The sequence below is a fragment of the Sulfitobacter sp. EhC04 genome (genome assembly GCF_001650875.1).
GTDB lineage: Bacteria > Pseudomonadota > Alphaproteobacteria > Rhodobacterales > Rhodobacteraceae > Sulfitobacter.
In genome coordinates, this window is record NZ_LXYI01000045.1 from 237,127 (window position 1) to 248,411 (window position 11,285).

At 59.6% G+C, this 11,285-nt stretch carries 18 protein-coding genes; 11 read left to right on the forward strand and 7 right to left on the reverse strand.

From position 1 onward, the window contains the following. Positions 1-221: 221 nt before the first annotated feature. Complete coding sequence (locus A8B82_RS18580; RefSeq protein ID WP_067295780.1) at positions 222-707, forward strand: flavodoxin family protein; 486 nt, start codon at positions 222-224, stop codon at positions 705-707. Between the two features lie 132 nt (positions 708-839). On the opposite strand, the gene A8B82_RS18585 is transcribed toward A8B82_RS18580, so the two are convergent. Then, positions 840-1,727, reverse strand: coding sequence for a lysophospholipid acyltransferase family protein (locus A8B82_RS18585; RefSeq protein ID WP_067295782.1), 888 nt, complete (start codon positions 1,725-1,727; stop codon positions 840-842). Positions 1,728-2,092: 365 nt separating this feature from the next. Here A8B82_RS18585 and A8B82_RS24700 point away from each other — a divergent pair, with 365 nt between their 5' ends. The 10 genes from A8B82_RS24700 (at position 2,093) to A8B82_RS18640 (ending at position 5,996) form a co-directional block, all read left to right on the forward strand. After that, positions 2,093-2,227, forward strand: coding sequence for a hypothetical protein (locus A8B82_RS24700; protein ID WP_268873841.1), 135 nt, complete (start codon positions 2,093-2,095; stop codon positions 2,225-2,227). A 270-nt stretch (positions 2,228-2,497) separates the two neighbouring features. Further along, positions 2,498-2,836 carry a helix-turn-helix domain-containing protein gene (locus A8B82_RS18595; protein ID WP_067295785.1) on the forward strand — a complete coding sequence of 113 codons (339 nt, stop codon included), beginning with the start codon at positions 2,498-2,500 and terminating at the stop codon, positions 2,834-2,836. Next, positions 2,829-3,056 carry a hypothetical protein gene (locus A8B82_RS18600; RefSeq protein WP_067295786.1) on the forward strand — a complete coding sequence of 76 codons (228 nt, stop codon included), beginning with the start codon at positions 2,829-2,831 and terminating at the stop codon, positions 3,054-3,056. Before A8B82_RS18595 ends, A8B82_RS18600 begins: the two co-directional genes overlap by 8 nt. Further along, positions 3,053-3,871 (forward strand): hypothetical protein, encoded by an 819-nt coding sequence (locus tag A8B82_RS18605; RefSeq protein ID WP_067295789.1) that lies wholly within the window; start codon positions 3,053-3,055, stop codon positions 3,869-3,871. The genes A8B82_RS18600 and A8B82_RS18605 overlap by 4 nt, the downstream gene beginning before the upstream one ends. Further along, entirely contained in the window at positions 3,868-4,095 is a 228-nt protein-coding gene (locus tag A8B82_RS18610; protein WP_067295791.1) for a hypothetical protein, read from the forward strand. Before A8B82_RS18605 ends, A8B82_RS18610 begins: the two co-directional genes overlap by 4 nt. Before the next feature lie 300 nt (positions 4,096-4,395). Continuing rightward, positions 4,396-4,584, forward strand: coding sequence for a hypothetical protein (locus A8B82_RS18620; RefSeq protein ID WP_161489472.1), 189 nt, complete (start codon positions 4,396-4,398; stop codon positions 4,582-4,584). A 20-nt stretch (positions 4,585-4,604) separates the two neighbouring features. After that, entirely contained in the window at positions 4,605-4,934 is a 330-nt protein-coding gene (locus A8B82_RS18625; protein ID WP_067295798.1) for a hypothetical protein, read from the forward strand. A 14-nt stretch (positions 4,935-4,948) separates the two neighbouring features. Then, complete coding sequence (locus A8B82_RS18630) at positions 4,949-5,398, forward strand: hypothetical protein (protein WP_067295799.1); 450 nt, start codon at positions 4,949-4,951, stop codon at positions 5,396-5,398. Positions 5,399-5,414: 16 nt separating this feature from the next. Next, a complete protein-coding gene (locus A8B82_RS18635; protein WP_067295802.1) occupies positions 5,415-5,762 on the forward strand; it encodes a hypothetical protein in 348 nt (115 codons plus the stop codon). A gap of 18 nt (positions 5,763-5,780) precedes the next feature. Beyond that, the gene (locus A8B82_RS18640; protein WP_067295804.1) at positions 5,781-5,996 is read left to right on the forward strand and encodes a hypothetical protein; all 216 of its coding nucleotides are present in this window, start codon (positions 5,781-5,783) and stop codon (positions 5,994-5,996) included. A gap of 51 nt (positions 5,997-6,047) precedes the next feature. Here the strand turns inward: A8B82_RS18640 and A8B82_RS24610 are convergent, their stop codons facing one another. The 6 genes from A8B82_RS24610 to A8B82_RS24230 form a co-directional block, all read right to left on the reverse strand. Then, entirely contained in the window at positions 6,048-6,404 is a 357-nt protein-coding gene (locus A8B82_RS24610; protein WP_067295807.1) for a hypothetical protein, read from the reverse strand. Between the two features lie 28 nt (positions 6,405-6,432). After that, positions 6,433-6,801, reverse strand: coding sequence for a DUF6527 family protein (locus A8B82_RS18650; protein WP_067295809.1), 369 nt, complete (start codon positions 6,799-6,801; stop codon positions 6,433-6,435). Beyond that, positions 6,801-7,631, reverse strand: a complete 831-nt coding sequence (locus A8B82_RS18655) for a peptidoglycan recognition protein family protein (RefSeq protein ID WP_067295812.1) — start codon at positions 7,629-7,631, stop codon at positions 6,801-6,803. The genes A8B82_RS18650 and A8B82_RS18655 overlap by 1 nt, the downstream gene beginning before the upstream one ends. A gap of 62 nt (positions 7,632-7,693) precedes the next feature. Continuing rightward, positions 7,694-8,362: a hypothetical protein gene (locus tag A8B82_RS18660; RefSeq protein ID WP_067295814.1), complete on the reverse strand. Its 669-nt coding sequence runs from the start codon at positions 8,360-8,362 to the stop codon at positions 7,694-7,696. After that, a complete protein-coding gene (locus A8B82_RS18665; RefSeq protein ID WP_067295816.1) occupies positions 8,362-9,261 on the reverse strand; it encodes a hypothetical protein in 900 nt (299 codons plus the stop codon). Before A8B82_RS18665 ends, A8B82_RS18660 begins: the two co-directional genes overlap by 1 nt. A gap of 2 nt (positions 9,262-9,263) precedes the next feature. Further along, positions 9,264-11,285 (reverse strand): hypothetical protein (locus A8B82_RS24230; protein WP_161489473.1); only part of this gene is annotated, 2,022 nt, incomplete at its 5' end.

Here is an 11,285-nt window from a genome sequence, read left to right on the forward strand (position 1 = left end):
TCGCGGTGAAATGCTCAGTAATAAGGCACACCCAAGAAGATGTCGCGCCGAAATGCCCGGCGCTTGCGGGTTTCAGGCTATTTCTGGGCTGATCCAGGGGCCGGATCGGGTGTTCAGATTTCCGGTTGCACCCGGCCCCCTGCCGGAGGACCCTTGGGCCGGTGGCGGCATGGGCCGCTGCACCACCCCGGCACGAAACCCCGCGATCAGGCAGGTAAGCGATGACAAAACTCCTTGTGGTCTATCATTCCAAAACCGGCGGCAGCAGGCAGATGGCCGAAGCAGCCGCCAAGGCCGCAGAGGCCGAAACACCCACGACCCTGCTGGCCGCCGCCGACGCCGGGCCGGACGATCTGCTGGCCGCCGACGGCTACATCTTTTGCGCGCCCGAGAACCTCGCGGCGATTGCCGGCGTGATGAAGGATTTCTTTGACCGCTGTTATTACCCTGTCCTGGGCCGGATCGAAGGCCGCCCCTATGCCCAGATGGTCTGTGCCGGATCAGACGGAGAAAACGCCAAACGCCAGACCGCCCGCATCGCCCAGGGCTGGCGATTGAAAGAGGTTCAATCTGCCATCATCGTCTGCACGCATGCCCAGACGCCCGAGGAAACTCTGGCGGAAAAGACGATACCGGAAAAGGAACTTGCCCTGTGCCGCGACCTGGGCGCGGCGATGGGGGCTGGCCTGAGCATGGGCATGTTCTAGGGCGTCTGACGAAATACCTGAAACATCAAGCATCACGCAACGCGTTGAAATCTCTGATTTCAGGCAGCGTTGCGTGATTCAGGTTTTTCGCATGACGCGTTTAGAGCGGACCTTCCCTATGGTCCGGATGGCTCAAATAACGCGTCGCGGCGCGTCCCAGCGTCGCAACATCCAGTACCACTGTTCCGGATTGGCCATGATCCGGGCGGACAGGCTGTCGTTGAAGGCGCGGGTCATCGTGATGCTGTCGCTATGCGGTATAGGTGCTTCGAAATCAACGCGGATGACATTGCCGTCCTCAATGCGCACCCCATAGGCCGGGATCATCGGCAGATCATATTTCAGGGCAAGCTGTGCCGCCGACAGGGACGTCAGGGCGTCACTGCCCAGAAACGGGAGCGGTTCGCCTTCGGCATATTTCTCGTCCAGCAGGATCGAGATGATGCCGCCATCCCGAAGATGGCGCACCAGCGCGCGCGTCCCCACGCGCCCCGTTGCCAGAATCGGCTTGCCGCCCGCTTCGATGCCTGCCCTGATCCGGCGTTCGTAGTGGCGGTTCTTGTGCGGCCGATAGACCGCGCCGCTTTCATACCCATGCATCTTGATGACGGCGCGCACCGCTTCCCACTGTCCGAAATGGCCCGAAACGACAATGACCCCCTTGCCCGATGCCTGCGCCTCTTTCAGCGCGTCAAGACCCGGCCCCGAGGCCCTGAATTTCCCGTGTTGTGTCTGAAACTCGGCGTCGTGATAGATCTCGAACAGGGTCCGGCCCATCTGCCGCCCCATCTCCTGGCCCAGCCTCGCGCGGTCCCTGCGCCGCATGTCCGGAAAGACCCGTCTGGCCTCACGGTCAAACCGGCGGCTTGCCGGTGGAAACCACCGCATGACCGCCGCAAAGGTCGTGCCCAACCCACGCGACCGCTCATCGAAAGACCGCCATCGCACAACCGTAAGCGCCGACCACAAGGGAAAGTAGCGGGCGTAATGGGCAAAAGATTTCAGGGCAAAGGACAGCATGGCTCTGTATGATCTTTTTCCACAGGTATACAAATAGAAAAGTCAGGCCAGCCTGCTTCACTCAAACACGCTGCTTCAGCACGCCGCATCGGTCATGCCGCTTTTGCGACGTCCCCAGGCAGACATCAGATTCCGACATGCCGGGCCGTGTATATATCGGATTATTGAGCAAATGGCGGACCATAGAGGATTCGAACCTCTGACCTCTGCCTTCGGAGGGCGGTGCATAGCCGCATGTTCACCCATTTCCCCACAAATGTTCCGTTTTTGAGCCCGTCTCGAACGGTCTCAAACGGCTGTTTCCAAACCGAAACCAAACCGACGAGGCCGAAATGAACGAACGCACCACCAGAGAGGAAACCAGAGTGAATACCGAAATCCAGTCCATCAGCGGGGCCGTCATTGCCCAGACCGTCATCCGATATGCCGCCTACATTTTCATCGCTTGGCTCGCCCTGTCCTTCGCGGACGGGTGGGTCACGCTCTGGCTCAAGCAATAGGCAGATGCCAATGGGATATAGCCCAAACATAACCGTCGCCCCCTGTCCGGCTTGTCACAGCATCTGTGGCAAGCCTTCGATCCGCTTCAAAGGGATCTTCCGCCGTCTCGTGAGGCTCGAATGCCGATGTGGCGTAAGCGGTGCATGGCAGCTTTTCGAAGGTCAGATCAACACATGGAACCTCGCCGCAAGAGGCTGGGCTCTTATTGCCGGTGATGGTGGCCCCACCACACCCCCACCCCCACCATCAAAAAGATAAGGAACCACGCGATGACACATCCCATTGACGCCTTCGTCGGCCGCCGCATCAGGGAGATCCGGTTGCAGCAGAACAAGCGGATGACCGACGTCGCCAAAGCATTCGGCGGCAGTTTCCAGCAACTGCAGAAGTACGAGAAAGGTGCAAACCGGGTCAGCGCCTCCCGCCTGGCCGAGATCGCCCAAATCCTCGATGTCCCGATCAGCGTGTTCTTTCCTCCGGAGTTTCAAAGCAGGGAACTGTCGAGCGAAGAGCGGAAGTTGCTGGGGCATTTTCGGTCCGCGGATCCAGGTGCCCAATCGTCACTGGCAACCATTGCCGCCAAGATCGCGGAGGCCGAACATGCCTGACCTCTGGTTTGTCGAAGAGCGCAACCCGTTCGGCCAGTGGAGCCCGGCCACCTATCACGGCGAAAAGCCTACGGAAAAGCAAATCGGTGGTCGTCGTCGCGAGTTTCGGAGGGATCCGAGGGAGGTCAACGTCGGGCACCACTACCTGTCATTGTCCGACCTGGCCGAAAACTATTCGCCCGACGGCCGTTTCTATCTGGCGGAAGGGGCCGACGCATGACCGCGCTGAAAGGTCGAACCATGAGCGTGGCAGAGGCGGCAGAGTTGCTGCTGGACGCTGACGACTACATGCCCACCCTTGCCCGCCTAGCCGCCGTCAAGGCACATCTTCAGCACAGCAGTAAGGTGCAGCCGGTTGTGGTGGCAGAGGCATGGCGTGAAGCCCTCCGCGCCCTCGCCGCCGACACCACCCCTGCCCCCGATCCCAAGCCCGGACAATATGTCTGCGACCGATGCAAAAAGCTGGCTTGGGGCGGTGACCATGTATGTGCTGGAGTGCCTGCCCCCGAGCCGTCCGAGCGCGACAAGCTGGTTCGTGCTGCGGCGCTGCGGCAGGCGCTTCAGAAGATCAAGGATGAAGCATCGGGCAACCCAGAAGGTGCCGCTGGCGACGAAGCCCTGAGACGCGCCCACATGGCAATCGAAGCCCTGATCTCCGAGGACGATCTGACACCCAGCCCGAGCGAATACGCCCTCTGTCAGTGCTGCGGTCGCGAGGTAAAGGCCGACGCATGGCTGCCGGATGACCTTTACGCGCAGGTGAGCGGCGACGGGGTGAACGGTATGTTCTGCGCCGCCTGTCTCGTGGAAAAGGCGTGCGACACGTTCGGCTGGCCCTCGGTTCGGTTGAGCAATGCGCATGAAGCCACCTACACGCAGGCCGATCTAGACGCGGCGACCGCGCTGATCGGCATTGTCGAGGGCATCAACAACCTCGACCACGGAACGTGGCGAGACGAACACGGGACAAGGCTCAAAGACACCCCCGAGTGGGTCAGGTTCTACAACGCCATCCGCGCCAAAGGTGACGCATGACCGGCCTTCCCAGAGGTTACGACGCATGGAAACAAGCCAGCCCTGCGGACGAGAGCGATGGTGTTGGCACTGAGGACCGCCAACCATGCAACCGCATCCACGAGCCCGACGAGGATGCGCCGCGCGGGTATAAGCCCAAGCCGTGCAAGGGTGAGATGTTCATTGCGGGCGATGACACTGACGACTGCTGGGTCGAGTGCGACACCTGCGGAGAAGTGGCATGACCGCCGCCCGCGCCACAGAAGTCGAGAACAGGGAATATCGCCATGAGCCTCGATATCACAGGGGCGATATGGTGATTGATCCCTGCCCGATCTGCGGCGCCGCCCCGATCGAGGACACCATGCTGCGTGAGGAGCCTTACCTTACGTGCCCAACGGTATTTACCGAAATTGGAAAGCCTGACGTGCCGTGTCCGATGCACGCAGAGGGGTACGAGGCGTGGTCAACGCTTTGCAGGTCGGCGACGAAAACAGCAAAGGAAAGATTGTGAGAATGAAATGCAAATAGCCCCGGAGGCACCAATGCGAATGCACATTACCGACACGATGATCGACGCCAGCTATGGGGCTATGAAGGCTGAGGCGGTCAAGGACGGGCACGATTGGGGCGAGGTGGAGCGATCCAATCCTGACCAGATGAACCGCCTCCGCGAGGTCATCCGCTCGATGCTTCAAGCTGCGGCTGACGTTGCGTCTCAACAACCCCACTAACCGATCTAAAGGAGACATTTATGACTGAGACCACAACAGACACCGCACCGCAGTCCTTTGGTTGGGTTCTGCTCGAATTGATGGGACATCGCCAGCGCGTCGGCATGGCCCGAGAGGAATACATCGGTAGCGGTAAGATGATCCGCATCGACATCCCGGCTGGGGACGACGGGGACACGGTGACAGAATTCTACGGCACCAGCGCGATCTATGCGCTGCGCCCGATTTCAGAAGAAGTCGCGCGGGATCATTGGTCCGCTCGCGATCCCCGTCCGGTGCGACCCGCCGAATACCGTCCGGCGTCTCAGATCGAGCACCATGACAGCGAAGATGAAGACGAACCCTGTTAAACCCGGAGGCCCACATGACACTTCCCTACGCATCCTCGACCGCTGGCCAGGCGCGCGAGAAGGAGATCCGCGACACGCTGCGCGCAGTCGGCGCCAGCGCGATTGGCTTCATGGTCGATGACGACGCAGATCAGATCATCGCGCAGTTCCGCCTGCACGGTCGCGAGGTCACCGTCCCGATCAGGATTGGCGCCTATGCTGAGGCCTGGCTGCGGGAGAACAAGCGCGGCCCGAAAACGAAAGAGGGGGATCATGCAGCCAAGGCCCGGAAGGTCGCGGAAAGCGCGGCGTGGGCCATTCTGGCTGACTGGATCAAGGCCCAGGCCGCAATGATGGCCTCTGGGTTCCTTGATACCGACGCGGCATTCCTGCCGCATATTTCCCTGCCGAACGGACGCAGGGCGATTGAAGTAATCACTGGTGGGGATAAGCCGATGTTGCCCCCGCCGGCAAAGTCCAGCTGAACCCGGAGCAAGCGCAATGAGAATTTTAGATGCAGAGGCATTCCTCGATCTGCCGCCCGGAACGGTATTTGCCTTTGGCCCGGCCTTCGCATTTTCGGGGTTGAAGATCAAAGAGGCTTCGATCCGTGGCGAAGGATATTGGGGCTTTTGGGCTTGTGATCCATGCTGGGTGGATGCCGATGATTGCGGCGAGGCGTCAACCCGCCTGCTCGACATGCAGGAAAACGGCGCATCTTTCCCTATGGATGTCAGCGTTTCAAAATACATGAGCTATGATGGCGATGATTTTGAGTGCTTCTTGGTGTTTGAAGCCGCTGATCTCGATCACTTGCGCTCGATTATGGGTAACGGCGATTGGGAATAGCCCAACAAAGGAGGCATCATGGAGAAAGAACGCGACATGCGCCTATCGAGCGAAATTCGTGATGCCCAAGCGCGGCACAGGGCGGCGTACCCTGACGGAGACTGGCGCGCTGTGAACGATGAACTGTCCGAACTGTTCCACCGCGCCGCGGCTATACTAGGCCCGGCGGGGGTTGATCCCTGGAAGGGCGGTAATGAAGGGCGGGCCAAGGCGCTAGAGCGTTTGGGTCACTGAGGCTGACGCCCCGAACTAACGGAGCGTCGGCTTTTCAGAAGTTGCTGACGGTCAGCCACCGATCCTTGCCAGCGCCTCTCGATAGTACCGCTCTGCCAGACGGTCGAGCACGCCGTCGCCTGGCACCAAAGCCTTGATTGCATCCGGAACCGACTGGTTCACATGCCGGATAGCCCGAGCCTTGATTACCTCAAGCCCGGCCTCTGGTCCGTCCACAAGCGCCGCCTCAACACCGGTAAGGATCGCCGAGTGCAGGGCGTTCATGTGCTTTTCCTGAATGCGAATGCCTGTCGCGGCCTGGAAAGTCCCTGACAAGCGGTTGAGGATGAAAGTCAGGCCAATCCCCAAAAGGCTCAGGATTGCCGTCTGCACTGCTTCGTTTGCAAGAAATTCTCCTACGATGTTCATATTCTTACCTTTCAGGGATGTTGAGGCGTCACGCCTCGGGTTTGGGGAAGTCGGGAATATCGACGGTCTGCCCAGCCAGAGCGTGAGTGCAGTCGCTCAGGAACTGGATCCGGCCGTCGGTTACGAAGGAATGACAAACCACGCATCCGAACGGCCATGGTTCGTCGTTCTCGTCGGTCGTGCTGCACCAGCAGTCGCCCTTATGGCCGGTGACGTGGTGACCGGTTTTCAAAAGGACTGATGGCTTGAAGGTCGGCGCATCGCCATTGCCATTGAATGACCAGCTGGGGCGCTTCGATCCGTCGACCCTGATCATGTGAGCTTCGTTGCAGCCGGGACACCAGAACGCGACTGATCCGCCTGCCAGGCTACGCAGCTTTGATCCCAGCGCAGACATCAGGCCACCGCCCGATCGGTCCAATCGCGGTCGATGACCTCGAATCCAGGACACAGCTTTGCGGCAACCTCGCGATGACCCATCAGCAGGCGGATCGGTGTGCGCTGCGCGATCTGCTCGAAATGGCCACGAGTGCTGGCAAGCGTCTCCGGCGTGAAATAGTCCTCCGGGTGCCGGGTGGCCGTGATCGTCCGGACCTCGATCATCAAGTGGTGAAACACGCCGCGATTGTGTCCCACCGCCCCGGCGCCGTAGCGGTCCATCGGGCGCGCATAGATGATCTCACCATCCGGGCAGGTGATCGCGTGATAGCCGGTATCGCTCCACCCTCGCCCGCCCTTCGACTTCGGCAGCGTGTGCATCAGGTGGATCGCCTTGGCGATTTCCGCATTGCTCTTGTCCGATGCCCAACTGCCCGGCACCGCGGCGCAGTGAAGGCAGTAGGTGTCGATGATCGTGTTTGCCCCACCCTGGCGCAGCACCTTGTCATGCTGCACCGCGCCGAGCGTCGGCTTGGTCGGCACAAGAACTTCGCCCTCGTCAGCGTAGGCTGCTTTCGGCATACCGTCTGCGTCGATGGCCTGACGCAAGGCAATGCGGCTCAGGGTGCCGTATGCGCCGTCCACCCTGCCCTCGTAGTAGCCAAGGCCCGCCAGGCCGCGTTGAAGCTGGTTGACGGCCCAGACGGTCGATTTGGTCGGCCCCTGGTCGAGCAGGCCCCGCGCGGCGGCCGCAGTGACAGGCCCCCACCAGCCATCGACCTCTCCAGGATCGTAGCCGAGGGACTTGAGGCCGAGCTGTAGCAGTCGGATTGCCGGGTTCATGGACATTGTGGATCTCCAATGCAAAAGGCCCGCGCGATGGCGGGCCGGGTTTCAGATTGTGGTGTGGCTTAGGACAGGATGCGGAACGCGACCTCGGGGGAAGTTACCGCCGGAACGGTCGGGCATTCGGGGTAGCCGACCCGCACCCATGCAAATGACCGCCCGGCATGGACGCCCTCATTGTCGGGTATGCGCGCGGTGTAGCTGATTGTTTGCGCCATCGACGGGTCCGGGTCAGCTGCAACACCGATCCCTTCCGTATCCAGGACGCTTACATTCTGGAACCGATGCAACCGACCGCCGCCGTTGCGGAACAGCAGGTCAATTTCCGGGCGACCACAGTCGCGCAACTTGACGAATTGCCATTTGATCTCGACCACCTGCCCGGGCCTGCCATCTTCGATGCTATGACCGTACATGGTGAATCGGATGGCGGGCGAAGCGTCCTGAGTTTTGGCTGACTCCAAGGCCTCAATCCGCTTCACGTTGTGAGATTGCGCGAGAAGAATTGCAGAAATGTCTGCCAGAATGTCCTGCTGGCTGTGTTGCATCTCTTGCTGTAATTGCTGCATATCTTGCTGAGCTTCAAACCCCTGCTCGAACTTCGCCAGCCAATCCCGCACCGGACCGGCGGTGAAACCCCAAACCATGATGGACAGTGCCATCATGGCGCTGATGGCCCCTGCAATCTTTCCTCCGTCGATGATTTTTTCTGTGAGGGTTTTCGGCTCAGTCATCAAACAAGCCCCTGCACTTCGAGGGTGCCCAGAGAACTGTTGGTGTTCACAGTCAGGCGGAAATCCTGCCAGAACCCGAAAACCAGCAGGCCTTTGTCTTCTTCGCCCTCGCCTCCATGGTAGCAAGCGGGGGTTGCTCGGGCCTGAGCCAGTTCATAGCTGATGCGCCTGGTCTGATCTGTTCGGAAAGAAAACTTGAACGTGCTTGTATCCACGTAGGCGCGCTCAACGATGGAGACATTACCAAACTCGTCAACGTTCTTCGTGGAAAAATCGACAATCGAAGTCTGCGAGCCAGTTTCGATATCACCAAGGTCAACTGGAATCCCAATGACGATTTCGCCAAGCCTGATTACCACGGATCCCGCTGCCTCGGCAGTGACCTGAAGGTACATCGTTTCATCAATGTACACGTTCTCGAAGACAGCAAACCTGTTGTCGACCGAACCGCTGATGTCAATTGAGCGGTCTGTTTGAACCGCATTGTTTGAAATCAGTCTTGTGGCACATTTCACCGTGTCAGCATCGACGTTCAAGAAGATGACATTGTAGTATCCAGCCGGTTTAAGACTGCTGATAAAGTCGAGCTTGTACCTGATTTTCGAGTTGCCAACCAGTTGAGGCGAAAGCTGATTGTCGAACGGTCGAAACCTGGACTTCACCCCGTAGATCACCCAATTGGTGCCGTCATCAGACTGTGGGTAATCACCTGTTGAGCCTGACGGGTTGACGCATTGGTAAACGTAGATCGTAGCATCTTCCTCAGCGATAACCCGGTCATCCGGCTCGTAGGTGGTGCCTATATCCCACTCTGCAGTCGTCTCCACCAGATCAACGTCGTTCACCTGGACCTCAAGAATATCGTTGTCTGAGATCGCAACTGGTTTGACAAGCTTCATGGTTACGTCCTTTCAGGGGGAAGACCCACCACGTCAAATTTGGTGAGCACAGTTGAAATTTTCTTCTGATATTCCAGCAGGGTGGCAGACTGCTTTTCCTGCTCTTTCCGGGCCGCAGCCAGTTCGGTCCGGACTGCTTTCAGTTCGGTCGCGCTCTCTTTTGCGGAATCCGTCTGCTGCTTCAGGGCAAGACTGGTGATGGGAGACATCTGAACCTCCCGCCGTGGTGACTGATATACGGGAGGCGGAGTGGCGTCGGGTGTGGATGGGCCAACCGAACCCACCTGACCGAAGAAGTCAGCCCAAACCGAGAAGCTGGCCTGCTGGCCGATCAGCATCAGGCGTCGGGCAAGCTCGTCAACCATTTGCCCTTCAGTAGTGATGCCTTGATTGGCTGCCAGAAGCTGCGCCTCAAGACCGTTCGGACCACGGAACGCCGCATTGAACGCCGCCAGGTTGCCGCCCGGACCAACAGCGACACTGGTCGCGTCGTAGTTGATCGTACCGTCCTCATTCATAAAGAGATCGGTCAGCTGGTTGCCCGTCATCAGGTGAACGCCTGTCTCACGCTCCAGATCTCGGATGGCCTGGGCTGCATCGAACGCGCCGACCAGGTTCTGTTCCAGACGGTTTTCGGCCATCATGCCCCAGCGTTGCAGGTTGGCGATCTGGGCCTGACGGGCCAGTTCCTCCTCCCTCTGCTGGGTGTCGGCAATCACCGCGGCGCGCAGTTCATCGAGCATGGCCGACAGGTTGCTCATCGGGTTCATGATCAGATCCTGCGCCGTGCTTTCGAACCAGGTGGAGAACAGCTGTGAAGGCTCGAACTCGAACTGCCCCCCGATCGTGATTGTCCCGTTCGGACCCAGCAGAAGCGTGTCCAGAAGGTGCTGCTGCTGCTCGGTGAAGTAGGTCTCCAAGTCGAGAGTGACCGTCGAGAATGGCCGACGGAGCACGTCCACGAGCGTGCCGTCCGAGCCGGGGGCCATCTGGAGCAGCGTCATGATCGTGTGATCGCTGCGACGATAGTGACCCATCATCCGGACAAGAGGATTGCTGTTCTGGTTGAGGCCAAGAAGCGTGCTGATGGTGTGCGAAGTACCGCCCACCGCGCCCAGGCGCTCCACAATCGAATTGCTTGCCGGGTTGAGCGCCAGAAGCGTGTTGATGCGATGGTTTGTCCCGCTTGATGCACCCAGCCTGCGCACCAGGGTGTGAACATCTCCCCGCAGGTCGATGCCAGCATTGATCAGATGGTTGGTCAGGCCCGACGCGCCGAGGCGGGAGATGATGCGATTGACTCCGCCGGTAAGGTCGACGCCAGCGCGAATAAGGTGGTTGGATGCGTTTGAAGCACCAACACGCCGCACAATGTTGTGGACTGACCCTCTGAGATCGACACCTGTGTTAACCAGGTGCTGCGATACCGGGCCACGCGCCACGCGCGACAGGATACTTCCCACGCCGCCCGCCTGATCAACCGATGTTTTGATGCGGTGATTGGAGCGGTCATCGGCCCCAAGACGCAGGAGCATGGCGTTGGTCTGGCCAACCTTGTCGAGATACGTTTTGACGCGGTGGCTGGTCTTTCCTGAAGAACCCAAGCGTAGCAAGGCAGCATCGGTCTGCCCCACCTTGTCGAGGTGAGCTTTGACCCGATGATCCGACCTGCTCTCAGAGCCGAGACGCAGCAGCGCGGCATCAGTTTGCCCCACCTTGTCCAAATGGGTCTTGATGCGATGGTCGGAACGGTTAGAGAAACCCATACGACGAACGCCGTCATGAACCTCGCCCCGCAAATCGACACCCACGTTGATCTTGTGGTTGGATGGACCTGTTGATGACATCCGAACCGCCCGAGCATCGCTGTTTGTCGCAACCTGGAGGCTCGTGTTGACCTTGATGCTGCTGGCCTTGCCGCCGACCGCCTTCAGGGCCAACGGGTCGCTGCCATCGGCTACAATCGCCTTGACCTGCGCCTCATGCAGGCTTTGCCGATATTCGAAGAGCGCACGGATCAGCGG